17 protein-coding genes are annotated in these 26,525 nt (G+C 63.3%); 4 read left to right on the top strand and 13 right to left on the bottom strand.

Annotated features, from left to right (window positions below; all coding sequences use genetic code 11):
• Nucleotides 1–2: 2 nt before the first annotated feature.
• The 7 genes from HRU71_03925 to HRU71_03955 form a co-directional block, all read right to left on the bottom strand.
• Nucleotides 3–1,778: a hypothetical protein gene (locus tag HRU71_03925; GenBank protein QOJ02687.1), complete on the bottom strand. Its 1,776-nt coding sequence runs from the start codon at nt 1,776–1,778 to the stop codon at nt 3–5.
• A 152-nt stretch (nt 1,779–1,930) separates the two neighbouring features.
• Complete coding sequence (locus tag HRU71_03930; GenBank protein QOJ02688.1) at nt 1,931–2,353, bottom strand: hypothetical protein; 423 nt, start codon at nt 2,351–2,353, stop codon at nt 1,931–1,933.
• Between the two features lie 200 nt (nt 2,354–2,553).
• Nucleotides 2,554–3,126, bottom strand: a complete 573-nt coding sequence (locus tag HRU71_03935) for a response regulator (protein ID QOJ02689.1) — start codon at nt 3,124–3,126, stop codon at nt 2,554–2,556.
• 287 nt (nt 3,127–3,413) lie between these two features.
• Nucleotides 3,414–5,645, bottom strand: coding sequence for an HDOD domain-containing protein (locus tag HRU71_03940; GenBank protein ID QOJ02690.1), 2,232 nt, complete (start codon nt 5,643–5,645; stop codon nt 3,414–3,416).
• A gap of 23 nt (nt 5,646–5,668) precedes the next feature.
• Entirely contained in the window at nt 5,669–6,232 is a 564-nt protein-coding gene (locus HRU71_03945; protein ID QOJ04911.1) for a response regulator, read from the bottom strand.
• Between the two features lie 428 nt (nt 6,233–6,660).
• Nucleotides 6,661–8,688, bottom strand: coding sequence for a tRNA uridine-5-carboxymethylaminomethyl(34) synthesis enzyme MnmG (gene mnmG, locus HRU71_03950; protein ID QOJ02691.1), 2,028 nt, complete (start codon nt 8,686–8,688; stop codon nt 6,661–6,663).
• 258 nt (nt 8,689–8,946) lie between these two features.
• Nucleotides 8,947–12,147: an FG-GAP repeat protein gene (locus tag HRU71_03955; GenBank protein QOJ02692.1), complete on the bottom strand. Its 3,201-nt coding sequence runs from the start codon at nt 12,145–12,147 to the stop codon at nt 8,947–8,949.
• 500 nt (nt 12,148–12,647) lie between these two features.
• Here HRU71_03955 and HRU71_03960 point away from each other — a divergent pair, with 500 nt between their 5' ends.
• Complete coding sequence (locus HRU71_03960; GenBank protein QOJ02693.1) at nt 12,648–14,474, top strand: TIGR03960 family B12-binding radical SAM protein; 1,827 nt, start codon at nt 12,648–12,650, stop codon at nt 14,472–14,474.
• A 3-nt stretch (nt 14,475–14,477) separates the two neighbouring features.
• Here the strand turns inward: HRU71_03960 and HRU71_03965 are convergent, their stop codons facing one another.
• Both HRU71_03965 and murA read right to left on the bottom strand, forming a co-directional pair.
• Complete coding sequence (locus HRU71_03965; GenBank protein ID QOJ02694.1) at nt 14,478–15,332, bottom strand: hypothetical protein; 855 nt, start codon at nt 15,330–15,332, stop codon at nt 14,478–14,480.
• On the bottom strand, nt 15,329–16,594 hold the full coding sequence (gene murA / locus HRU71_03970; protein QOJ02695.1) for a UDP-N-acetylglucosamine 1-carboxyvinyltransferase: 1,266 nt from the start codon (nt 16,592–16,594) through the stop codon (nt 15,329–15,331). Before murA ends, HRU71_03965 begins: the two co-directional genes overlap by 4 nt.
• A gap of 233 nt (nt 16,595–16,827) precedes the next feature.
• Between murA and HRU71_03975 the strand changes: the two genes are divergently transcribed.
• From HRU71_03975 to HRU71_03985, 3 genes are all read left to right on the top strand, one after another.
• The gene (locus tag HRU71_03975; GenBank protein ID QOJ02696.1) at nt 16,828–18,777 is read left to right on the top strand and encodes a transketolase; all 1,950 of its coding nucleotides are present in this window, start codon (nt 16,828–16,830) and stop codon (nt 18,775–18,777) included.
• A 63-nt stretch (nt 18,778–18,840) separates the two neighbouring features.
• Nucleotides 18,841–19,410 (top strand): hypothetical protein, encoded by a 570-nt coding sequence (locus tag HRU71_03980; protein ID QOJ02697.1) that lies wholly within the window; start codon nt 18,841–18,843, stop codon nt 19,408–19,410.
• Between the two features lie 249 nt (nt 19,411–19,659).
• The gene (locus HRU71_03985) at nt 19,660–20,847 is read left to right on the top strand and encodes a thrombospondin type 3 repeat-containing protein (GenBank protein QOJ02698.1); all 1,188 of its coding nucleotides are present in this window, start codon (nt 19,660–19,662) and stop codon (nt 20,845–20,847) included.
• Nucleotides 20,848–20,910: 63 nt separating this feature from the next.
• On the opposite strand, the gene HRU71_03990 is transcribed toward HRU71_03985, so the two are convergent.
• From HRU71_03990 to wecB, 4 genes are all read right to left on the bottom strand, one after another.
• Nucleotides 20,911–22,401, bottom strand: a complete 1,491-nt coding sequence (locus tag HRU71_03990) for a DUF1501 domain-containing protein (GenBank protein ID QOJ02699.1) — start codon at nt 22,399–22,401, stop codon at nt 20,911–20,913.
• 43 nt (nt 22,402–22,444) lie between these two features.
• Entirely contained in the window at nt 22,445–24,010 is a 1,566-nt protein-coding gene (locus HRU71_03995) for a DUF1800 domain-containing protein (GenBank protein ID QOJ02700.1), read from the bottom strand.
• 296 nt (nt 24,011–24,306) lie between these two features.
• Entirely contained in the window at nt 24,307–25,329 is a 1,023-nt protein-coding gene (gene gmd, locus HRU71_04000; protein ID QOJ02701.1) for a GDP-mannose 4,6-dehydratase, read from the bottom strand.
• 71 nt (nt 25,330–25,400) lie between these two features.
• On the bottom strand, nt 25,401–26,522 hold the full coding sequence (gene wecB / locus HRU71_04005) for a UDP-N-acetylglucosamine 2-epimerase (non-hydrolyzing) (GenBank protein QOJ02702.1): 1,122 nt from the start codon (nt 26,520–26,522) through the stop codon (nt 25,401–25,403).
• Nucleotides 26,523–26,525 lie beyond the last annotated feature (3 nt).

Raw genomic sequence — 26,525 nt, forward strand, 5'->3', positions numbered from 1 at the left:
GTTCAGGCCGCGCCCGAGATTCCACTGGCGGCGGTCGATCGCCCGACCCCCACGGCCGGCAGAAAGTAATCGCGCGCGATCACGTCCCAGCTCATCTTCGCCGCCAATTCGTACCCTCGGCGAATAAACGCCGCTTTGTCCTCGCGGCTGCGCGGCAGTCGGCTCATCAACTCGCGCGCCACCTGCTCCGCCACGCGTGCGTCAAACGCCTCGCGCACGTCGCGCTTCAGGGCCAGGTACCCCTCGATCGTATCCTGCTCGGGACGATAAGCCGTGTAGTCCGCGATGATCACGTTCGGCGTGCCCTGCGGACCGGCGACACGCCGTACAAAGCCCGCGCAGCCGCACACGTTCGACATCACGCAGATGCAGCCGAACGACAGGGCCTCCAACTGGGCGATGCCGAACGGCTCGTAGATCGACTGCCCAAACTCGACGTCGCTGCCCTTGCGGATGTCCCAAAACGCCATGTCGGCGGGCATGCGGCTGCCGCAGCAGGCGCGATCAAACCCGAACTGGTTTATATAGACAACCTTACAATTCCGTCCGCGCGTGTTGAATGCCTGCACACCGGCGTAATACAACGCCTCGCCGCCCGTCAGGTCCGGCATCCCCTCGCGATGCGCCAGCGGCCAGTCCCACCAGCGCTCCATCTCCAGGATGTCCTCCGTCGGCCGCGGCCCGCCGATCTCCGTCGACAACACGAACAACACCGCCGTTTCGCCGCTCGCCTGCATCGCTCGATCAACGTGACGCATCACATTCAGATCGCGCCACAGGCCCTTGCTCGGCACCATCCGCGTCACGTGCGTGAAGATGTAGTCCGGTCGATATCCCAGCAGCGCCTCGGCGTAATCCTGCAATCGCCTCTTGCTCGCGTGCGATTCGCGCTCGGCGTTCTCATACGCCGGAATCCCGTTGTACACCAGTTGAATGTTCGAACGCGCCATCTCCGGAGAAAGGAACCGAAGTTCGCGCACGACATCATCCCCCACGGCCAGCGTCACATCCAGATGCCGGCTTGCCTCCACCAGCGCATGGCGGTAATACCCGCGCTGATCCCCGAACACGTCCGCCACGTATTTGCCTTCGCTCGCGCACTTCGCCAGCACGTTGTAGAACATCGTGTCGTGCCCCGGATGCTCCTCGACGATCCGGCGCGCCGTCGCCACTTCGTGCGCATGAAACGCCGTCCGAACCGACGCTCCTCCGCGCAGCTTCGCCGCCAGCGCCGTCGGCATCCCCATGAACTCGTGAGACACCACCACGCACGTCCCGTGCATCGCGCCCAATGCCCGCGCCGCCGCCAGCCCCGGCTCCGCCAGCCGAACGTATTGCTCATAATCCCAGCTTTGTTCGTACCGCACCGAGTCGATGCCGAACGACTCATAGAGCCGGTGCTTCAGCGCGTTCGTCTCCGCGGGATTCGCCCGGCTCACTTCAATCAGCACCACCTCCGGCCGCTCCTCCACGCCGGTCAGCGGATCGCGCAACAGGCGCCGGCCGTATACGATCTCCACATGATACCGCTGCTGAATCTGCCGAAACGCCTCGGCCAGCGGATGATTCGTGCGGCCGTCCAACGATGAGTAAAGCACCTCCCCTTCTGGCCCCAGCCGGTGTTCCGGGCGACCCTGCGTCGTGAAAAGCGGGCAGAGGAGGATCGTGCGATCCACAGTCTGGGCGTAGTCGCGCGAGGTGATCAACCCTTCGAGGACTGAACCAATACCGCCGATTTTGTGAACCGCTTCGTGCGAAACGTGAAGAATGCTCAACATGATGTGCTCCGCCCCCGGGATGAATGACCCGCGCTATTGTACGGCGGTGAATGCCACCTGCCATGCCACGCTACTTCATCGGCTCGCGAGGTGAAACAGCGATATGAACGAACGGTTTGGCCGTAAACGTGGGGAAACTGCGGTATTCTCGGCTAGGCGGTCACGTCGAGAACCTGGCCGATGCCGGGCGGCGAAATGAAGTCGACCTGCCGCACCGATCGCGGCGCTTCGACCACCGGCCATCGAAACGGCCAAAGACGCTTCCGGTCGCATCCTCCGACCGCCGAATGACACTGACCCATCTCGTCCTTGCGTGCCGCGTATGCGGCGTCGACATCCGCTGTCGATTGCGCACGCCGGCCCGCGAAGTAACTGTGCGGCCGATTGCTCGCATCGAACACGGCATCGCCCGCTCGCACACCGGGGTGAATCGCACTGGCGTCAAACTGCCGCCGCCATGCATACAAACCACCGGGCCACGGCGGCAGACCGTACCAATAACGCGGCAGACCGCCGCGAAGATCGGAAGAACTGGATATCGCCCCCACGCAACCCACCGGCATCGCTCCCCGCATGAAGAGAATGCAAGATGCGTTCCGAAAGTCGAATGGGAGGCCGCTGCAACGTGGGCGCGATAAGAACCACTCGCGCACTCCGGAATCGAGCCGGCGCGGATCAAGCCCGCATTCCGCGCAATTCGCCAGCGCGGTCGATGTTGATTTCAGTCAACGTTGAAGTTAATTTGAAACAACGCTCCGGTACCGCGGTGCGTCGTTCAGACGAGTTCGCCCGTCTTCTCGGGTTCGGAGCTTCCCGGACCGGACCCGACGACTTTCTCGGCCAGCCGGCGATAGGCCTGCACCAGATCGCGGCAGATCAGATCCACGCGATCGCGCAGCTCCTTGCGATCCTTCACCAACCGCGATGAGACCTTTCGCAGCCGATTGGCCCGCGACGTGTCCTGGCGGTGCTTGCGCCGCCGGTCGGCCGCACGACGAATCGCGTTGATCAGCCGCGGCAGGTCGAACGGCTTGACGAAAACATCCGCCGCGCCCAGACGCAGGGCGGTCAGAATCCGCTGCGCGTCCATCTCGTCATCAAGTAGAATGACCGGAGTCGCCGCATCGCCAGATTGGTCAGCCAGCATCGACAGACCGGTGCCGTCGGAAACGTGCTGGCTCGCGACGATGACATCAAACGCATTCGATTCGGCGAGTACCCCGGCCTGTTCCACGCGATCCGAAACCGTAAGATTGGCAGAAAGGCCGGTCATCAGCGCGTGCCCCAGCGTGACGACCAGATCCGCGTCCTCCGTGACGAGCAATACCTGAATATCCTGGCGATTCATCCGTGCCTCGCTTCCTTTCCCGCTTCCTGCTTCCTGCCCCCGGGCGCTTCTCGATTCATGACGCCCTGTCTGTCCGGCCCGATTTCACGTTCTGCATGCAATTCACGCGAGCCTATGTCGGCTTGATCCGGGTTCGACAATAGTGCCAGGCGGGACGTTTCAGCCGTGAGAGCGAGGGGAGGAGGAGAGAGGCCTACGCGACCCGCCCGGCCCGGATACCAAAACTCCATCGATCGCGCGGAACGCCCCGGTCCCCCTGATTACCGGTAAAATTATACGACTGTCTCTTACCCCCGACTCGCCGGACGCTTCGACGGCAGCCGAAGCTCCACGATCGTGCCCGCGCCGGGCACGCTGCGAATCCGAACGCTTCCGTCGCCGGACTGAATCCACCGCTGCACGCGCGCCAGACCCAGACCCCTTTTGCGCCCGGCCGGTCCGTGCGAAAAGAACGGGTCCATCGCCCGCGCCTGCACGTCCGGCGTCATGCCGCGACCGTTGTCAGCCACCTGCACGACGCCACACTCTTCGGCACAATCGCCAAACGCCTTGATGGTCACCCGGGGCGATTCGCCTTCCATCGCCGCCCACGCGTTATCGATCAGTTCGCCCAAGGCGCGCGTCAGAAGGTCCGGATCCCCGAACACCGCCGGCGTATCGGACGCGATCGAAACGGAACACGTACCAGCAGGAATCGAACGCGCTTCCAGCAGCGTTGACACCGTTTTCGACAGCCAAGCGCGCAGATCAATCGGCAGGAACCGAGCCACCGGCGGTTCCGCGAACTCCAGCAGGCTCGACACCAGTTCGCTCGCCGCGTGCGCCTGCCGCACGATCTGATCCAGCGCTTCTCGGTCCTCGGGAGTCGCGGCACGTCCGCGAAGCAGTTGCGCACGACCCGATATCACCGCCAGCGGATTGTTCAACTCGTGCGCCGCGCCGGCCGCCAGCGAGGCCAGCGAATCCACCGCCCGCGCTCGGATCACCTGTTCGCGCATCGCCACCAGTCGCCGGTTGACCTCGGCCATGTCGTCTCGCATCGCCGCGATGGCCGACTCCGATCGCGCCTGAACCAGGGCCATGGAAATCAGCGCCAGGAGCGGCCTCGACGTCGAACCGTTCGTGCCCCGATCATCGCGCGACGCCGCATTGACGGGCTTGTCCGCGCGACACGTCAGCACGCCGCCAATCGGCTCGTCGCCGTGACACAGCGGAAGATGCCAGAGCGGCCCTTCTCCCAGGTGCAGGCGAAACCGGGAGACCAGCATCCCCATCCGCCCGGCGTGCAGTTCCTGCCAATCGGTCTCGTCCATCGACTTTGCCGCCTCGTCCGGCCACGTTGACAGACCTCCGCCCATCAACGAGAGATCCATCACCCCGCGCTCGATCTGCATGCCGGTCGCCGCAAACTCCAGCCACGGACGATCCTCGCGTCGCGCATAGACAACAGACGCGTTCAAACCGTACCACGCACCCAGTGCCTTCGCTGCCTCCCCGCACACTTCCCGCAACAAGCAGCCGCGTCGAATCGACCCGGCGAAGTCGTGGATCGCCTTCAGACATGCCGCCTGCCGCGCCGCCATCCTGCGATTCGCTTCAAGTGCCTCACGCACGTCATCCGCGGCATTGGACGGCGTCGCTTCCGCTGGGCGAAAATCGACCCGCGCAGGTTCTTCGTCGGACCCTGCCAGCCATTGGCGAAGGGCGGCCGCCTCGTCGCGAACCGCCTCCAGCCAGCTCGCCAATTGCTCGCTTGTCAGCGTGCTGTCGCCGTAGCGCGCGAACTGCTCGACCCCCTGATCGACCAAGCGGTCATCGACTTTGTAACCCATGGCCACAGCCGCGGAATCGGCCCATTGCACGATCTGAACAGAACCATCCGGCGAGCAAGCCGCCGGCAGCGCTTCACCCGGCGTGTGATGCAGCCAAATGCACTCGGTCACGACGCGCGAAAGCGCCCATCGTTCCGCGAGACGCCGACCGGCCTGCGGATGATCCACGCCGAGCAATCGACGCTCGTGATTCGCGTTGTCAATCCCATGCAGGAAAACCTTGCGGGAATCGGAGATCGATGCCGCGCTGATGCCGTGTCGAGTAACGCGCGCGTACCCCTTCGGCATCACGCGAGCCAGGGCCGCCTTACCCAGATCATGAAGCAAGCCGCAGAGGAAAAGCTCGCCGGCTCGCGACGCCGAGACGCCTGCCGCGGCCGCCAGCCCCGTCGCCACCCCATGTACCCAGAAATCGACCCAATCAAACTCGGACGCTGCCGCATCAGGACGCGTCGCGGCTTTCGAAGTATCTGCACGGGTCCAATCGCACAGTGCCCGCGCCAGGCCCCAGCGCTTCGGCGCCTCGTTCGGCCCCGTGGCCGGCGGCTCGAACGGTTCGAGCCGCGACGGATGCCGTAACAGGCTTAGCAGTTCTGCCGGCGGTGGCGCGAGCGCATCAAGCAAGTCGTAGACTTGCTCGATCTGAATGGCCTGGGTTTCGTGCGCATCCCGCCGGTTCATTTCCATCCGTGTCCCACCGGCGCGGAGGATTACGCGCCGACCAGTTCGACCATGCGGTTGAGCAACTGCGTGATGTCAAACGGCTTCTTGACGAAATCATCCGCCCCCGCCGCTCGAAGCATCGCGATCTCGGCTTCGCGCGCGGCGCCGGAGACGATGATGATGCGCGTGCCTGCCAGCTCGGGATCGCTGCGAATCCGCTGACAGACGATATTCCCGTTAATATCCGGCAGCATGTAGTCCAGCAGCACGATGTCCGGGCGGAACTCCTTCGTCTGCGCCCCCGCGTCGAAACCATTATTCGCCGTGCGCACGTCGAACCGCCCGTCGCCGGCGAGAATCTCCGACATCATCGAAACAATCTCGGCGTCGTCATCCACAATCAACACGCGCTTCTTGCTCGCCGCGAGATTCTCCAGCGGGATGTGGTTCTCCCGCATGAACGCCAGCAACGACTCGCGCGGAATGCGCCGGAACTTCGACCCCGGCACGCGGAAGCCCTTGAGCCGACCGCTGTCGAAGCAGCGAATCACCGTCTGCTGGCTGATGCGGCAAATCTCGGCGACCTCGCCCGTCGTATAGACAGATTTCATATTTCTGCCCCGCTTCGCCGCTTCCAGCGCCTCGGCTACCGCCGCAGCACCGGCCGCTCCGGCATCCGTGCCGTCCCCGTCCAATGATTGGCTCAACATCTTACCTAGTTCCCCCAGATTAACAACCCCGCGCACTATCGGGCCGACCCCTTTGCGGCTTTATCAATACCGAAGATGAACTGATTCTGGGGCTTTGATGGCGAAATTTGCGGTGACTGGACCTTTCGGATGTGGCACTTGATGAAACCGTTCGCGCCGGCGTGCGCCGGCCCGCTCGAAGGCAGGCCGCTACGAGAATGCGACGCGAACGAAGTGGAGCCGCAGAATGATCCATAGGATGCGGGCACCCGCTGCGGCGGGTGAATCACAGGCGAGACGCCTGGGCCACCGGTGAATGCTCATCGCGGCTTCACTTAGAAAGGTTCGGATTACGCCTTGCTCTCGCGTCGGGCGGATTCCAGATGCAACAGCAGCACCGCGATATCGGCCGGGTTGATCCCGCTGATCCGCTGGGCCTGACCGATGCTGCGCGGGTTGATGCTGCTCAATCGCTCACGCGCTTCGAATCGAAGCTGACGGATCGTGTGATAATCCAGCCCGTCCGGTATCCGGCGCGACTCCATCTTTCGAAAGCGCTCGACCTCACGAAGTTGTCGCTTGACATACCCGCCGTACTTCGCCTCGATCGCGGCCGCTTCGAACGCTTCGTCCAGCAAGCGGCTGCTGACGCCGGCTACGTCTTCCGGCAGCGCCGGCAGCGTATCCGATCCGCTTCCGCCGACCTCGCTCCCAACTCCGGCGGAGCGCCACGCGCGCCAAGGCACGCGCTCGATCGATTCGCCATCCGTCCGCGCCAGCCAGCGCGACAACGGCACGCCGTCGATGATCGTCCGCTCGGCCCAGCTTTGAATCACCGCGATCGCGTCACGTTTGGCCGCAAAACGCGTCCATCGTGTGTCGTCCACGAGGCCGATCTCCCGCCCCAGCGCGGTCAGCCTTGCGTCGGCGTTGTCGCTCCGAAGCAGCAGGCGGTACTCTGCGCGCGACGTGAACATGCGATACGGCTCGATGACGCCGCGCGTCACCAGGTCGTCGATCATCACTCCGATGTACGCCTGGTCGCGCCGCAGCACCACCGGGTCGCGCCCCAGCACGCGCCGCGCCGCGTTGATCCCCGCAAGCAGCCCCTGCCCGGCCGCTTCTTCATAGCCGCTGGTGCCGTTAATCTGGCCCGCGAGGTACAACCCCCCGACGCACTTGGCCTGAAGCGTCGCGTCGATCTGATGCGGCGGCACGAAATCGTACTCGACCGCATACCCCCATTGAAGAATCCGCGCTTGTTCCAGCCCGCGAATCGACCGCACCACGCCCTCCTGCACATCCACCGGCAGCGACGTGCTGATGCCGTTGCAGTAGATGCGGTCGCTCTCGTAGCCCTCGGGTTCCAGAAATACCTGATGCCGATCCTTCTCGGCGAAGCGAACGACCTTGTCCTCGATGCTGGGACAATAACGCGGCCCGCGCGACTCGATCTGCCCGGTGTACATCGGCGCGCGGTGAAGGTTCGCCCGGATCAGGTCGTGTGCCGGGGCGCCGGTGTACGTGATCCAGCAAGACACCTGTCGCTGATCGATGCGATCCGTCAGAAACGAGAACGGTTCGGGCGGAACGTCGCCCGGCTGTTCCTCCAGCGCGGCGTAATCCACCGAATCCCGCGCGAGGCGCGGCGGCGTGCCCGTCTTCAATCGTCCCAGCTCCAGCCCCATCTCGCGCAAGCACGCGCTCAACCCCACCGCGCTGCCTTCGCCGATCCGCCCGCCCGCGGCCTTTTGTTCACCCGTGTGCATCAGCGCGCGGAGGAATGTTCCCGTCGTCACAATCACGCAGCGGCAGGCCAGAACGCGGCCATCGGTCAGGCGAACGCCACAAACCTGTTTCACCTTCACTGCCGGACCGCGCGCGCCGGTCAGAGCCGCGACCGCAACGGAGCGGGCTCGATCGGTCGACGAACAAGCCGGCCATTCACGACCCGTGATGAAGCCGCTGGAATCAGCAAGAGTCCTCGTTTCAATCCGCTCAATCGTCCCCTCGATGATCTCAAGATTCGGTGTGTGCGCGAGCAACTCCTGCACGGCGGCTGCATACAGGTCGCGGTCGCATTGCGCTCGCGGCGCCCACACGGCCGGCCCCTTGCGGCGGTTCAACATGCGGAACTGAATGCCCGCGCGATCGGTGGCAAGCCCCATCAGGCCGCCCAGCGCGTCGAGCTCTCGCACCATCTGCCCCTTGCCGATGCCGCCGATGGCCGGATTGCAACTCATGCGGCCGATGGCGTCGCGCTGCATGGTGACCATCGCCGTGGGGATGCCGAGCCGCGCCGCGGCCCAGGCGGCCTCCGCGCCGGCGTGACCACCGCCGATGACAATGATTTCAAAACGGCGTTCCATGGAAGGCATGATAAGCGATAAATCGCATCAGGCCTCGCCTGAAAACACTCCCTCTCCCTTGAAGGGAGAGAGCCGGGGTGAGGGTTGGTTTCGTCTTCGTGCGGCTTTTCCCCTCACCCAACCCTCTCCCCAAAGGGGAGAGGGCGTTTCAGACAAAACCTAAATAAATGGATCACGCGAAAAAGAGAAGCCGACGGATCGTCATCCGCCGGCTTCTGGAAATCAACCCACACGATTCTGGCGACGGACAACTGGCCGCTTGTTCGATCATCCGCCGGCGAGGTTGTTACTGCCTTGATTGTTGCCGTAGATGATGTAGACCTCGCCGGCCTCGTCGCGGCGCTGATTGGGCGATGAGGGATTCACGAAATCCGCCCGCATCGCCGCCACGCCGATGTCATCGAACCCGTCGCCGTCGATATCCCCCAGGCCGCCGACCGAATCAAGCGGGGCTTCGTCGATCGTGCCCTGCGCGAAGCGGCTGACGAACACGATGCCCGGCAACGGTGTCACGTTTCCGACCTTCACTCCCACCTGCGCGAGGTTGAAGCCCTGACCGCTGTTGTTGGTCAGGAACGTCGGCGAAGCATTGCCAAAGATCAGGTAAGCAACGCCCTTGCGGGCCACGCCGTTCACGACGCGCACCTCACCGGGACAGGCGATCAGCAGATCGCCGTAACCATCGCGGTTGAAATCACCGGCGCTGGCGATGCTGGCGCCGGCCATCGCGCCGGAATGGGCGCCGACAAATCGCACACCGGCCAGCGACGCCGTTCCGACCTGTTCCGGCGTGAAGCCGTTTTCACCGGTCAACGGGCGATTGCCGAAGATGATTCCGACGTATCCCGCGTCCGCCCCGACGACGGCGTGGTCATAGCTGGGGCTGGCAAACGCGACATCATCGCGTCCATCGCCGTTCACATCCTGGATCGCCGTCTGAATCGCACCGAAGCGATCTTCCGAATGGGATCCGCGAATTTCCAATCGCGGAGGTCCGATCGGCGCGCCGGGAGGCGGCGGATTGTCCGGATCCAGAACAGTCAACTGCGAATTGCCAAAGCCGCCCGAAGGCGTGAAGAGCACGTAGAAGACTCCGTTGTTGGTCAGGACCGGTCCGCCTGCGGTAATGCGTCGATCCGCACCCGGAGCACCCATCAGCACATCCGCAACACCATCCTGATTGAATTGCCCGGCCGTGCCGGCGTATCCCAGCTCATCCCCGGCGTCTGCGCCATACACGTTCACCCAGTTCGGCATCGGAATGGGTGCGCGACAGCAAATCGTAGGGTTCATTCCGACGCAACCGCCGCCCGGACATATCCCAAAGACTGGAAACGACAGAACCCCATCGAGCGTGAAACCATCCGCAATGAAGTTGCTCGGCTGGAAGATGACGATCTTCCCGCAACGATTCAGCGGCGTAACGATCGGCGGGACTCCCCCCGGAAGGCTGAATCCCGGCGACGAAATCACCAGCGAATTCAGGTTGGTATTGAAGAATGCCGGCAGAACACCGACCGTGCGGCCGTATTCATTGTCCTGGACGATCGGCGGTGCGTTTTCCCTATCGAGATAGGCTCCGCGAAGCCGCGCGCCGCGCGGGATGCTAGCCCCACCTTGGGCCACACCCTCGTCGTCCGCGATTCCTTCCGGATCAAACTGGCCTGCCGTCCCCGCATCCACAAACTGCGGGAAATTCGTTACAAGGTTGTTCGTTCCGTCGACCATGATGACCAAGCCGCCCAATGTCAAACCCAAGTCATCGTTGCTGTTCTGACTGCAATTCAAGGCATTCGGGAAACCGTCGTTGTAAGGGGTGTCGCACCCCCCCTCGACCGGATCGTCATCACCGTAGTCCCGTGCACCACCGACGTACGGCAACCCGAAGACAAGGTCATCGATGCCGTCCGCCGTGACGTCCAGCCGCGCGATCGACGTCAGACCGGCCGACGTGGTGAAAGGATGCGCTCCATCGGTGAGCGAACCGGGCACGGATGGGACGGGGATGCGGCCCAAGGGCATGCCGTAGGTTGTCCCCCGGAAGAACGAGCCGACGCTGTTGATGCTGATGATGCCGCCGAATCGTCCGATGTTGGCCGCGTTGTACGGTGTCGGCAGATAGTCCGGCGGCGTCGGAAAATCAATCGGTGTTCCATCGACACCGGGCACGTCCGGGATTCCGTTCCCGTTCGTATCAAGCGGGAACGGGAGTTTCGAACGGCCGAAGATCTGATAGGCCGCGCCGGACTGGAAGCGGTTTCGAGGGCTGGCAAATCGGCCCGCGATCAGGAAATCATCGACCCCATCGCCGTCAAGATCACCGGAGGTTCGCATGATCGAACCGAGATTCTCCCCGACGCTGAAGCCCTGGAACCGCGCCCCGGCCAAGGAGAAGCCCAGCGAGCCGACATCCACCAAGCCGCTCGCCAGCGATGAAATCGTGATCGAACCCGTCGCGTAGGCATGGGCCGTCACCACGCCGTCGGTGATCGTCGCACGCAGGAAGTATGGCTGCGTGCGGACCGGAATCTGCGCGAAGTCGATCGTGAAGCGGTATTCCTTGAACTCGCCGTCCTGCGGCGCGCCGGGGAACGGCAGCAAGCCGGGGACCGTCGGCGTGCCGAAGGTGCGTGGATTCGTGCGGATTTCAATGCTGTCGGCAGACTGAAGCTGCGCCAGATCCACCGGCGGTGCGGGATCGCCGTCAAACGTCGGATCGGTGTTCAGCCGCACGGCCGACGGCAGAATAATGATGTTGCTCGCGGGATCCAGGGGATCGCCGGGGTTGTTCACGTCGTCATTGGTCGGGATGCGATCCTTGTCCAGCAGCAGCGTGATCTTGACGTTGTTGCTGTCGGTATCAGCGTAGATGTACCGCACCGTGACTTCGTCCTGAACGGAGAGACCCAGGTTCGCCAGCGGTTCCAGAAACGTCAGCCGCGGCGGGCTGTTCAGCGGCTGCGACCCGCGCGGGGCGATGGAAATCACCGCGCCGTAGGCGACGCGCACCGGCTGGTTGCCCGTGCCGCTCAATGGATCAAAACTACCGTCGTCGATCTCGCCGAAGATCGTGTAAGCGCCGATCGGCACGTTGGTCGTGTCCCACTGCACGACGCCGCTGCCAAAGCCCGGGCCGATCTCAATTCCCTCGCTGATGGAGATCTGTTGTGCCGGCGTCGGGTTGGCTGACTGCGACGCGAAGATTCGCGCGACGCTGGCATCCTCCGCGTCGCTGCCGTTGAATTGAATGACGACCGGATCGCCCTGCTGCACGAAGTTGTTGCCGAAGTCGGTGACGACGTTCGTGATCTGCAAGCGCGGGGCGGTGTTGCCGCCGGTCGGCGTGGGGAATGGCGAGGCGTCCCCGCCCAGGAATGGGCAGGTCGAGCCGAGTGCGGCGATGGCCAGACAACACATCCAGAGCGAGGCGGACTTGAACAGGCGGAATGCTTGACGACGTAGAGACATTTGGGCCGATCCTCCCGGTCTGGCTCGAAACCTTGGCGTGCGCCCCCCGGCGTGTGGCAAGGCGGGTATGGTGGGACTACCTTGCAGCCATCCTATGGTATTCTGCGGCGCGGCCCGCGGTCAAGCCGAGGCGACTCGCAAACCCGTGTCACACAACTACTTTGCGCTCCAACAGATAGACGAACCGCGTTTCGCCCCCATAACCTCTGACCATCGGCTTGCGAGGAATGCCGACAACCGGTTCGGCAGGTCGTGAAAAAGCCGGCTGCGAACCGCTCCGGATATGTTGTAGGACGCTCCCACGTGTCTATAAGCGGCATCGCGGTGCGGAAAATCCGTCTTTCTCCGGTCAGCGGAATCACCCTGGTTGAAGGCATCTCTTGCCGGACAAGGCCCGCGTGGATCAATCACAAGATATTCGGACCGCTCCGCGCGGCAGTCGGTTAGAATGACCCGGCTGAAATCAGATTGGTACGTTCAACCGACGTCAGGACACCCACATGCTGGACCGGCGCATCAGTGATGAACTGCTTCCGTACGTGAAGCAACCCTCCCAATACATCGGTCGCGAGTTCAATCAACTCGTCCGCGACGGCGACTGGGACGCGGCGCAGGTGCGCGTCGTGGTCGGCTTCCCCGATGCCTACACGATCGGCATGTCGCACCTGGGATGCCAGATTCTCTACTGGCTTTGCAATCACACACCGGGCGTGTGCGCCGAGCGCGTCTACTGCCCCTGGACCGACGCCGAGCAGCTCATGCGCGACAAGCGTATTCCTCTCTTCACGTGGGACACTCGCCGGCCGGTCAGCGAAGCGGACCTCTTCGCGATCTCGCTTCAGTACGAGCTGGGGTTCACGGGTTTCCTGCAATTGCTCGATCTCGCGGGCATTCCGCTGCGCGCGGCCGAACGGGACGACCGTCACCCACTCGTCATCGTCGGCGGGCCGCAGGCGGACAATCCGGAGCCGGTGGCCGACTTCGTGGACCTCGTCGTCGTCGGCGATGGCGAAGGGGCGATGGCGGCCATTCTTGAATTATACAAAGAGCTTAAATCCAGCGGCGTGCGCCGGCGCGACATGATCGAGATCATGGCCCGGCGCTTCCCCTGGGCCTATGCCCCGAGCCTGTACGATGTGTCCTATCACGCCGACGGCACCATCGCCGGCGTGATTCCCCGAATCGCCGGCCTGCCCGCGCAGATCGAACGCTGCCAGACGCCCGATTTTGAAAACGCCCCCTTCCCCACGCGGCCGCTGGTCCCCTACGCCGAAGTGGTCCACGACCGCATGGCCGTGGAAGTCATGCGCGGCTGCCCGCAGCGATGCCGCTTCTGTCACGCCGGTTATACCAAGCGCCCCGTCGGCGTCCGAAGCGTCGAGAAGATTCTTTCGATTCTCGAAGAACAATACGCCGCGACCGGGCACGAGGAGATCGGCCTGTTGAGCCTTTCCACGGCTGACTACCCGCACCTGCGCGAGTTGTCGGCCCGCGTCAACGAGCGCTTCGCCGGACGTCACGTCAACATCTCCATGCCGTCGCTTCGCGTCGACAAGATGCTTCAGAACATCCCGTGGATGGCCAGCAGCGTGCGCAAGGGCGGGCTGACGATCGCCGTCGAAGCGGCGCGCGACACGCTCCGCGCCGCGATTCGCAAGAAAGTCACCGATGGCAACCTGATGGACGGCCTCGTCGAGGCGTACAAAGCCGGCTGGAACCGCATCAAGACCTATTTCATGGTCGGTTTCCCGGGTGAGACGCCGGACGATATCCGCGGGATTTACGAGCTGTCACGCGAGATGTCCGCCGCGCGAAAGCGCATCGGCAAGCCGCCCGCGTTCATCAACGCGAGCGTCGGCTGGCTTGTACCCAAGCCCTACACGCCATTCCAGTGGGCCGCGCAGCCTCGTATCGAATACTTCCAGGAAGCCCGGCGAATTCTCGCGGCGGCTGTTCACGCAGGCCGCACCAAGGCCGTACGCATCAGCACGCACGACGCGAAACGCTCGATTCTCGAAGCGGTGCTGTCGCGCGGAGACCGTCGGCTCTGCGCGGCGGTGGAACGGGCCTATCGACTCGGCGCGCGGTTCGACGGCTGGGACGAAGCGTTCGATTACGGCATCTGGCTGCGGGCGTTCGAGGCGACAGGCGTCGATCCCGATTGGTACGCCCACCGCGAGCGCGCGACCGACGAGATACTGCCGTGGGATCACATTCGATCCGGCCCGAAGCGCGATTATCTGCAAGATCAGTATTCCGACGTGTTCATCAAGACGGCGCAGCCCGCACCGGCGCCCGGCGTCCTGCCGCTGCCGATCCTGGCGTAGCGATCAATCAAACACGGTGTAGGTCACAGCCAGCGCGACGTTGGCCGCGAGCAGCATGGGAATGAGTGTCGCCACGACGGCACGACTGCGCGTTGTGCATTGATAATGCTCGATGCCGCACGAAACGACGAACACGTACCACAGCAACCCGACCGGCGGCAACAAGAACACGGCCGGAAGCACCGCGCTGCCGAATGCCACCGCGCGCACGGACTGATCCAGCTCGGAACCGGATTGCCCAAGCCCCCAGAGCACGGTTTGAATCAACGTGCCGAACAAGTAGTTCCAGCCGATCTGAATCAGCGGAATCGCAGCGAGCAGCACCAGGCCCTGGGGCATCGCCAGCCACGTGCCCACATCCGGCAGCCAGTTGATCAGCCCGGCCTTTCGGAAAAACGTGAACACGCCGGCGACCATGAACACCGCGATGTATGCGCACACGACCGAAAAGAGCGTCGCCCCGTGACCGCTGCTGGCAACCGACATCCGGAAGAACTCGCCGGGCTGGGTCGCGAGTCGCGTCAAGCCGTCGACAAAGGCGCGAGCCGTGCCCACGCGATCGCGCAGTTCCCACGGCGTGCCCTCGCGCGTCGGCTCGGCCACGGCATCTGGCGAAAGCGGGTGAACCATCAGATGCGCCGCATCGAGCGCCTCACCGCAACTGATGCAGGTGAATCGCCGCGGATACGGCAATCCGTCAAAATCCGTCCCGAGGTAGGGCTGATGACACGTGCGGCAGATGAAATGCACCGAGCGCGGCTTGAAGGCGTAGTCGGTCGTCTCGAACAGATGCCCGCACTCCGGACAACGATTGTCCGGCAGATCCCAAAGCAGGTAATTGCACTTGACGCAGTTCATTCCGGCAGCCGCTTGATGTCGGCCCCCAGCGCATTGAGCCGCTGCTCAAAGCGCTCGTAGCCGCGATCGATATGATACACGCGGGAGACCCGCGTTTGCCCCTTGGCCACCAGGCCCGCGAGGACCAGCGCCGCCGACGCACGCAGATCGCTCGCCATCACCGGCGCGCCGATCAGGTTCTTCACGCCCTCGACGATGACCGTCGGCCCTTCCTTGCGCAGCCGCGCCCCCATGCGGTTCAACTCCGCCACGTGCACAAATCGATCGGGGAAGATCTTCTCCGTGATGATGCTGTTCCCGTCGGCCAGGCACAGCAACACCATGATCTGCGCCTGCAAATCGGTCGGGAATCCCGGATACGGCTGGGTCGTGACGCTGACCGGCATCAGCCGGCGCGATGACGAAACCGTGACGCCGCCGGCATCGCGCTCGACGTTGACCCCGATCGCGCGCAGGCGATCCACAAAGGCGAGCAGATGATCCAGCCGGCAATTGGGTATCGTGACTTCGCCGTTGGTGACCGCGGCCGCCGTCATGATCGTGCCGGCTTCGATGCGGTCGGGAATGATGGTGTATTCGCAGCCGCGCAGCGACTTGACGCCCTCGATGGTGATGCGCGGGGTGCCGTGACCGGTGATGTGGGCGCCGCAGGCGTTGAGGTAGTTCGCCAGGTCGACGACTTCCGGCTCGCAGGCGGCGGATTCGATCACGGTCGTGCCATGTGCGAGGCAAGCGGCCATCATGACGTTGGCCGTGCCGAGCACCGTCGATCCGAACGGGCCTCCGAGAAACATCTCGGTGCCCTTGAGCTGCTTGGCTTTCAGGTGGATGTCGCCGCTGATCAACTCGACGTCGGCGCCGAGGGCCTGCAACCCCATGACGTGCAACTCGACCGGACGATCGCCGATGTTGCATCCGCCGGGCAGGCTGACCTGCGCCTGGCGACGCTTGGCCAGGAGCGGACCCATCACACAGACGCTGGCGCGCATCTTGCGCACCAGCTCATACTCGGCGTGACAATTCAGCTCGTCTTCCACCTTCAGGTGGATGTAGCCCTTCTCATCGCGCGAAACACTCACGCCCAGCCGCTCCAGCAGAACGGCGAGGTGCTTGATGTCTTCAAGATACGGAACGCCCTTCAGGACGGTCTCGCCCTCGGTCAGAATCGACGCCGCCATGATCGGCAGCGCGGCGTTTTTGGCGCCGTTGACCGAAGTGGTCCCTCGAAGGCGGTTGCCACCGGTGATCGCAAAGCAGTCCACGTCTTCACCCCTGACCGGAACGGTCGAACGCGCAGAGCCTCCATGCCTTTTCGCGGGCGAGGGAGGGGCAATCAGTTGAGTCATCATACCCAAGTCATCGGCAACGGTGAAGCCGTCGCAAAAGCCCCATCAGTCTCCTTGATCCGGTGTTGGCCACGCCGCGCCGACCGGTTACGCTACGCTCCGGTTCATTCGTCATACCACCTGTTGTCACCGCCTTTTCGGGAGCAGCAATGCCCTATTCCGAGCAGATTCACCACAAGGCCGTCGAACTCGGCAAAGACGTGATTCGCATGACCACCGCCGCCGGATCGGGCCACCCGTCCAGCGGCCTGTCGATCATTCACATCGTCACCGTTTTGATGCACGACGTGATGCGCTTCGCGCCCGATGATCCGTGGCATCCCGGAAACGATCGACTCGTCCTCTCGGAGGGGCACGCCGTGCCGGCAGTCTATGCCGCATACGCCGATCTAGGCGGACTGGTCGGAAAGCGCCGCGACGGCGCCAAGCCGCTCACCAAGACCGATCTGGCGAGCCTGCGCGAGGCCGACAGCGTTCTCGACGGACATCCAAATCCGGCCGAGGGGTTCCCATTCTTTGACGCCGCGACCGGTTCGCTCGGTCAGGGGCTAAGCGTTGCAGCAGGGCTGGCGCTGGCGGCAAAGCTCGACCGAATCGACAAGCAAATTTACTGCCTGATCGGCGACGGCGAATCCCGCGAGGGGCAGATATGGGAAGCCATGGACATGATCGCCGAGCGCAAGCTCACGAGTGTCGTGGCCATCTTTAATTGCAATGGCCAGGGTCAGGCAGATTATGTGTCCACGCAGCAATCCGCCGATTGCATCGCCGCCAAGTGCAAGGCCTTCGGCTGGCAGGTCGCCGTCATCGACGGCCACGATCCGCAGGCAATCAAGTCAGCCCTGACAACCGGCTGGCCCCGTTCCGCGCCATTGGCGATTGTCGCCAAAACACAGAAAGGCTGGGGCTGCCCGTCGCTGGCCGACAAGTCCAATCACGGCAAGCCCGTCGCGGCGAACAAACTCGATGCCGCGCTGGCCGAACTGGACGCCACGGCGGCTAAACTGGGGGCGACGTCGGCCGGCCGCTTCGAGTGCGCGCCCGGCAAGCCGCTCTCCGCCACGCGCGTCGAAGCACGAGCCATCGCACCGATCAAGTTTGAAGCCGCGATGGAGGCCGCAGGCCTGATGGACGCCGTTCGCAAGAACGCGATCGCGACGCGCCGGGCCTACGGCGCGGCCCTGGCGGCGCTGGGCGACGCGGACAAACGGATCGTGGCACTGGACGGCGACGTGAGCAATTCGACATTTGCAGATATTTTCGCGAAACGGCACGGCGACCGGTTCGTGGAGTGCAAGATCGCCGAGCAGAACATGATATCGGCCGCTGCCGGCATGGCTGCCGCGGGGTACATCCCCTTCGCCAGTTCGTTCGCCAAGTTCCTCGCGCGCGCCTACGACCAGATCGAGATGGCGCAAATCTCCCGCGCCAACATCAAACTCGCCGGGTCGCATGCCGGAATCTCTCTCGCAGCCGACGGCCCGAGCCAGATGAGTCTGCACGACGTCGCTTACTTCCGCTGCGCCTCGCAGACCGACAACGGTCAGGGCCGCCCCGCCTGCGTTGTGTTTCATCCGTCCGATGCCGTCAGCGCATTCCACTGCACCTGGCTCATGGCCAATCACGTCGGCATGTGCTACTTGCGCACGCACCGGCCCGACGTGCCGCTGCTTTACGCGCCCGAGACGCATTTCGAACTCGGCGGCTCGCATCTCCTGGCCGAGGGCAACGCGCTCGCAATTGTGTCGGCCGGATACATGGTGCATGTGTGCAAGCAGGCGGTGGAAATGCTCGCCGCGGCTGGAACGAAGTGCACGCTGATCGACGCCTATTCCTTCCCGCTTAACGCATCGCCTGTGCTGGCGGCTGCCCGCAAAGCCGGCGGACACCTTCTCTGCGTGGAAGACAACTACCTCGGCGGCTTGGCGGGCGCGCTGGCCGAAGCGGCGGCCAACTCCGATGGCGACGGCGTCCGGGTCCATGCCATGACCGTCACGCGAATCCCCAAGAGCGCGAAATCGACGGAAGACATCCTCGCCCGCGCGGGGCTTTCGGCTCGCCACATTGCCGACCGAGCAAAGTCGATCATCATCCACTAAGATGACCCGTGCGTTGCGCAGCTGGCGAGCGGCAGCAACGCGAATCCCTCCGCGGAGAATCCCATGAAAGCGATCGCCCTGCTCCTGGCCGGCTGCATCGCCGGTTCGGTTGCCCTGCTTGACGATGCGCCGAAGTCAACGAAAAACAGCGCTGCCCACACCACGGCCGAATCGGACAACCCATTGAAGCCGCTCGGTATGATGACCGGCCGCTGGGTGCGGACACAGGGCAAGGATTGGCTGGAGGAGACCTGGTCCGCGCCGCAAGGCGACTGCATGATGGGCATGTTTCGGTGGATGCAGGATGGCCGCCTGTGGATGATGGAACTGATGACGATCACCGTCGAGGACGGCAGGCCTGTTTTCTACATTCGTCATTTTGATCGCCAGGCGCATGCATGGGAGGAGAAGGACGCGCCGCTGCGCTATCCGCTGAAGTCCCTGAACGAACACGAAGCCGTCTTCGAGGACCTCGAGCGGGAATTCCCGCAACGGTTTGCCTTCCGGCGACCGGACAAGGGTCGCTTCATCGTCCGATTCGAGGGAATGAAGAACGGCAAGCGATCCGGTTCGCAATTTGATTACACCGCCGCCGATCCGGTGGACATGGTAAAGAAGCCGGCCGTGCCCTAAGGCACGGGTTCTCAAACCAGCGCGGCCCATAATGCGCGCGGCACTTTCCCGCCCGGCGGGCGCGCTCGGATCGAGACTACCCGGATTTCTTGAAGCAACAGGCCCAAAACGGTAAGATCGATAGAATCAAAACGCGGCTTCCCCGGGGGTCTCGCCGCCACGGCGGTTCACGCACCGCATATGGCATGACCGCTTTCATACGAACCCCGTCACGGATGGCTGCCCGGATCCGGTCAAAGGCGAATGGACATGCGTACCGCTCGATTATTCATCCTGCTTTGCCTGATCGGATGCGGACCCGCATTCAGCCAGGCACAAACCCTGTATTCCACAGCCTTCGACGGGCCTCCGTTTGTCGATGGGAGCCTGCCCGGTCAGGACGGCTGGATCAGCACCAATTCCCCGGAGACGCCCGGCCTGGCGATCGTGCAGAGCGCGTTCAACTTCAGCCCGCCACGATCCGTCCGCATCGACGCCGCGCTGACCACGTTGTCAAACTGGTGGTGGAAACCGCTGGATCACGCTGTGCATGCGTCGGCCGCGGCGATCCAGATTGATTTTCGTCTTTACATCGATCGAAACGCCGGCAGCCCCAGCACGCTTTGGGGCATAGACGTGTATGACGGCTCGCTGCCATTTACCCGCCGCGTGACGGCCGTGGCGGTGAACGCCTCCAATGAACTGCTGGTCTGGGACAATTTGAATTTTGTCAATACGAGTGTTTTGGTGACCCCCAACCACTGGAACGAGTTTCGCGTGTTTCTGAATTACGCGACGGGCCAGCGAAACGTTGCGGTCTATTTTAACGGCGTCCGCGTCGCCTATCGCCAGGCCTTCGGCCAGGGGGCCAACGACCTTCTCGCCGACGTCGACTTCTACCATGTCGATGCCGGCGGGAACGATCGCGCCTACTTCGACGATTTCTCGGTCCAAGCGCTGGCAGACGCCGATGGTGACGGCCTCCCCGACAATCAAGATGCCTGTCCGAATACCCAGGCCGGCGATCTGATCGACCCCAACGGCTGCTCCACGCTCGATGACGATGGCGATGGCGTATTGAACGACGCGGACAACTGCCCCCAGACGCCCGCGTGCGCCGTCGCGGACAGCGCCGGCTGCCCGTTCGACTCCGACGGCGACAGCGTCATGAACGGATGCGACAACTGCGACACGGTCCCCAACGGTCCGAACGAAGACAATCAGGCCGACGCCGACGGCGACGGGCGCGGCGATGCCTGCGATGTCTGCCCGTTCCGGCGGCCCGGCGACACCACCGGCGACGAGATCGTGGACGGCCGAGACGCCCAATTGTTCGTGCGAATCCTCACCGGCGGAATGGGCACGCCCGATGAGACCTGCGCCTGCGATGTGAACGAAGATACCCTTGTCAGCGAAGCCGATATTCCGGGCTTCGTGACCTTGCTGCTCAATCAGTAGGCGCGGAACGAGCCACCCCCACGGCGGACCGGTGAGGCACTCGTGCTGACGGACCGACCGGTCCTACATCCCCAGAACTTTGTCGGTGAATTGTTGAATGTCGCGGCCGTCGATCTGGCCGTCGGCGTTGAGATCGGCGCGCATGACATCGCAGCCCGGCGATTCCGCCTGCTGTTTGTCGCGGTCGATCAATGCTCCGACAAACGGCGAAACATCATCCACGTTGACCGCGCCGTCGCAGTTCAGGTCGCCGGCGGTCGCCTGGCATTGCGCCGTGACGCCCTCGAACTTCGGCGTGTAATCCGGAAAGACAAACGACAAATTGGGATTGCCCAGGCGATGCTGGACGATTTCGGCCAGCACATCGCGGTAGTCAATCGTCACGGCGAGGTCCAGCCCCTCAAAAAGCTGCTCGGGCTGGAGACCCGGCCAGTGGCTCAACACGCGACCGCCGGTGATGTTGCCGCCGATGACGAACATGACGCCGCCATGGCCGTGATCCGTGCCCAGGCCGCCATTCTCTTGAAGGCGCCGGCCGAACTCGGTCTGTACGATGATGGTTACGTTGCGCCCGTTGCCGGCGTAGATGTCGGCATGGAACGCCGCCAGCGCGGACGCCAACGTCGCCATGCTGTTCGCCATGCCGCCCTGGACCGAACCCTGCGAGACGTGCGTGTCCCAACTGTTGAGATTGTCGACCGCGATCGCCTCGACGCCGACCTCGGCCTTGATGAGCGCGGCCGTTGATCGCAGCGACAGCCCCAGCGTGCTGTTCGGATACACCGCACCGCCGGCCGGCTGATAACCGTTGAAGTTGATGGAATTGAGCAGATCAATCGTCTGCTGCGAGGTGATGGCGCTGGTTTGCAGCGGCTCGCCGACGCCGGCGTACATCTGCTCGAGGACTGCTTTTCGCGCCGCGAGCGTCCCCGCGTCGCCGCCCAGACCGTATTGTTCCGGCTTGGGCACGGAGATTGATTTCGGCCCGCCGACCAGAGACTGTTGCAGGCCGTAGTTCACGCCCACGCCGCGCAGGATCGAACCCGGCACCATCGGCGGAATGCTCGCCAAATGGCGACCGATCCACCCCGACCCCAGCGTGATGTCGGCCGGCTTGCCGACTTCGGCGAAACGCTGCATGTCAAAGTGCGAACGCGAAGTGTCGTTAATGCCGCAGGCGTGAATCACGAGCAGATGCCCCGCCTGATAGGCCGGCATCAGCGGCTCAAGGACCTTCGGAAATCCAAAAAACCCATCCAAGTCGATCGCCGCCATCGGATGCCCGCTGTCGGGGCGCGGGATCGCAAGAGTCGGCCGGCGCAGGTAGTACTCGTCCTCACCGATCGGCGGGCAAAGCGACAGACCATCGGCCCCGCCTCGCAGAAAAATGTAAACAAGCACATCGCGCGTCGAACAGAAATCGTCGGCCAGCGCCACGCGCGGCAGCCACGCCGGGGCGGACGCCGCCAGCGCGGTTCCTCCTGCGGCCGCCATGAACTGGCGCCGCGTCAGTTGCAGGTATTCGCTGCATCCCTGGCAGTCCGCGTGGCTCATTCCAGCACCTCTTTACCCCAAATCTGCCGCACCATGGATCGAATCATTCCCATTGGAACGATGGCGATGCCACCGCCAACCCCACGGCTTCGCGCTGCCGCGCCGGCGAGGTTGGATCCACCGCCAAGTAGTCACGCACCAAGGTCTTTTCCGTGGCGGTCATGCCGTATGGGAACAACCGCGACTCGATGCGATCGGCCATGCTGTCGGCTGACGACGCACCACTCATGAAGACGCTGATATCAAAGTTGACCTGGAACATTCCAAACGACCCCAGCGTGGAGGCAAAGGCCCAGCGAGGGGTGAGGAGGTTGGCCCAGAAATCCAACGATTCCGGAAAACCATCCGGCGGACCCCAATGGAAGGGCTGGTGCCCGCAGTCGGACATCAGGTTTCGCAATTGCGTCGTCCAGCCTTGGGGGAAGTCCACCACGTCGGCACCGGTCGCGCGAAACGCAGAGGTAAACAAATTAAACGGTCGCTTCAGCTTGGGAGGCGCCGATTGCGGATCGATGCTGTTGAACAGCGTGCGAAGCATGGCCTTGATGTCGCCGCCGGTCGCGGTGTAGGTTTGCGCCACGCTGTTGACCAAGCTGACCGGCGGGTTGTAGTCGTAAAACCGCCGGCAGAGCTTCCTGGACACGAACTGCGCGGTGCTCGGGTGATTCGCGAGAATATCGAGCACGATCTGGCCGTCGTTCATGCCTCCACCCGCGGGAATGGTGTACCCCAGAACGGTCTTGGGACCGTTGTCGTGCTTGTGCGGGTAGTACAAGAACGTCAATGCGTTGCTGGTCCCGTCGGCGCCGTTGGTGCCCCAGCCGGTGAAGCAGCGAGCGACTTCCATCACGTCCTGCTGCGTATAACCGCCGTCCACGCCGAGCGTGTGCAATTCCAGCAACTCGCGGGCGTAGTTCTCGTTGATCGACCACCAGGCATTCTCGAAATTGTTCAAATAAAGCAGCATCGGCACGCTGCGGGCGCTGGCGTTCAGCATGTCGGGAAACTTGCCCAGGGCATGCGGCATCACCACGTCCCGCACGTCCACGTATCGCAGCCAGGCGTTCATTTCGTTCGTGATGCTGATGTGAAAATGGTCGGTCCAGAACTCCACCATCTTCTGATACAACTGTCGCTTACTGTGCACCGAGCGGATAAAGGTCGATTCCACCACCTGGTGGATGATGTAGCTCGGCATCGAAATCGAATACAGCTGCGCCGGCGTCAGCCGAAGATACAAGTAAGGAATCAAACGCTGCGTCAGGGCCGAATCGTCAATGGCCGCGTGGTTGAGCTGATACTCCAGGTAGCCGTGGTATCCCAGTTGATCCGCCCGCGTCTGCTCGGCCTGCGTCCAGCCATACGTCAGCCGGTTTATCAACCAGCGCGTCGCGCTCGTCGAGGGCGCCGCCTGCGCCGCCCGCTGCGCCAGCGTCGAAGCCATCAACGCGCCGAAGAGCAGCTTGCGACGGGAGAGAAAATCAGCCTCCGGTTCCCTTGGGCGACCGGCGCTCTTTGACCGCGACACCGCCGCTTCAGTCGACGCATCGCCCAGAACCTCGGCCCAGGAAATGCCCGCCTGCTCCGCCATCCATTGAGCCAACCTCATGGACGCACCCTCTCTCTCCGCACGAACCACTCGTCACGAGTCTCGACGCGGCTCCTCCGGTGGCCGTGTCTCCAACAAAATCCTACCCCGGCACCGGGCTTCGTCCCCGATTCTACCAGATTACAAGGGTCCGGACAATCGCGACGCGACCGCGATTCGAACCCCCCGCAAAATCCGTGAATTTGCGATATTTGATTGCTGGATTTTCGGAGCAGGGAAGAGCGGGCCGGACCGCCCCCGGGGATCGGAACGGTTCTATTTTTATGCCCAGAACGACGCTTCGGCGCCTGCTCGCCCTACGGGGACTGGTTCTTCAGGCGATGCGCAGCCAGAACCCCCTCTTCTTTCGCCAGCGCCCAATCGTGATCCGTCATCATCCGGACAAGCGAGGAGAAGCCGATCCGCGGCCGCCAGCCGAGAACACGCCGGGCTTTCGATGCATCGCCCTGAAGCGCGTCCACCTCGGTCGGTCGCCGGTACCGGTCATCAATCTCTACAAATTGCTTCCAATCAAGACCAACGTGACAAAACGCCGCCTCGGCGAACTCCGCCACGCTGTGCGTCTCGCCCGTCGCGATCACATAATCATCCGGCGCGTCCTGCTGCAACATCCGCCACATCGCCTCGACGTAATCGCCGGCAAACCCCCAATCTCGACGAGCGTCGATGTTGCCGAGATACAACTTGCTTTGCAGGCCTTCTTTGATTCGCGTGGCGGCTCGCGTGATCTTTCGCGTGACGAAGGTCTCGCCGCGCCGCGGGCTTTCGTGGTTGAAAAGAATCCCATTGCACGCGAACATTCCGTACGCCTCGCGATAGTTGACGACCTGCCAGTAGCTGAAGACCTTGCCGCAGGCATACGGACTGCGCGGGCGAAACGGCGTCGATTCGCTTTGCGGCGGAGGCGAAGACCCGAACATCTCGCTGCTCGACGCCTGATAAAACCGCGCCGGCACCCGCGTATCGCGGATCGCCTCCAACAGCATCAGCGTGCCGATCGCTCCGGTCTCGACCGTATACACCGGTTGATCAAAACTCACGCGCACATGCGATTGCGCCGCCAGGTTGTAGACCTCGTCCGGGCCGACCGCCGTCAGCACCCGGCGCAGGCTGGAGCCGTCCAGCAGATCGCCATGATGCAAAAACAACCGCGCGTTCTTGTCGTGCGGGTCGCGATAGAGGTGATCAATCCGCCCGGTGTTGAAGCTGCTCGACCGGCGGATCAGCCCGTGGACTTCGTAGCCCTTGTCGAGCAGCAGCTCGGCGAGGTAGCTGCCGTCCTGCCCGGTGATGCCCGTGATGAGCGCCTTTTTGGACATCTTCCTTCGCCTCCGGGTTCACCCGCGGGAGTTCGGCTCCATGGCGATCATATGGGGACACCCACCCGATATCAGTGGTTCGGCGACGCACCTTCTCGTTTGTGCAATTCCAGGAAGACTTCCGCGATCCGCAGGGCGGCTTTGCCATCCCAGAGCGGCGGCTTGCGGCCTATTCCGCGACCGGCCCCCTGCTGCGCGCGATAGCCCGCCAGTATCCGGGCGGGTTCCGGACCGACTAGCTTATTCGTCCCGTCGCTGATGGTCGACGGGCGTTCGGTATTCTCGCGAAGCGTCAGGCACGGCACGTCCAGAATCGTTGTCTCTTCCTGCACGCCGCCCGAATCCGTCAGCACGATCGCCGCCTCGGCCATCAGCTTGAGAAAATCAAGATAGCCCAGCGGCTCGGGCGTCACGAAGTTGGCAATCTGCGCCACCTTCGGATCCAACCCCATCGCCGCGATGTTCTTTCGCGTTCGTGGGTGCATGGGAAAAATAATCGGCATGTCACGCGCGATCGTCGCCAGCGCATCCAGTATCCCGCCCAGCGTTTTCGCGTCGTCGACATTACTCGGACGGTGCAGCGTGACCACCGCGTAGCCGTCGGGCCGCAGCCCGAACGTCTCCAGCACGTTCGACAGATCCGCCCGCGCACGATTCTTCAGCAGCGTGTCAATCATGACGTTGCCGACAAAACGCACCTTCTCGTCGGGCACGCCCTCGCGCCGCAAATTCTCCACGCCGCTTGGATCGCTCACCAGCAGCAGATCGGAGATCGCGTCCGTCAGAATCCGGTTGATCTCCTCCGGCATCGTCCGGTCAAAGCTCCGCAAGCCCGCCTCGACGTGGGCCAGCTTCACACCCAGCTTTACCGCCACCAGCCCGCAGGCAATCGTGCTGTTCACGTCGCCCACGACGACCACCCAGTCCGGCGCGTGTTCCAACAATACTGGCTCGAATCGCCGCATGATCTCGGCCGTCTGAACCGCGTGGCTGCCCGACCCGACCTCCAGATTCACATCCGGTTTGGGGATGCCCAGATCCCGGAAAAACAAGTCGCTCATCCGTTCGTCGTAGTGCTGTCCGGTATGGACCAGGATCGGCGTGATGCGCCCGGTCGCACCAAACGCCTCCACCAACGGCGCGATCTTCATAAAGTTCGGCCGCGCTCCACAGATGCACATGACTTTCAACATTTC

The sequence above is a fragment of the Planctomycetia bacterium genome, from assembly GCA_015200345.1.
GTDB lineage: Bacteria > Planctomycetota > Phycisphaerae > UBA1845 > UTPLA1 > PLA3.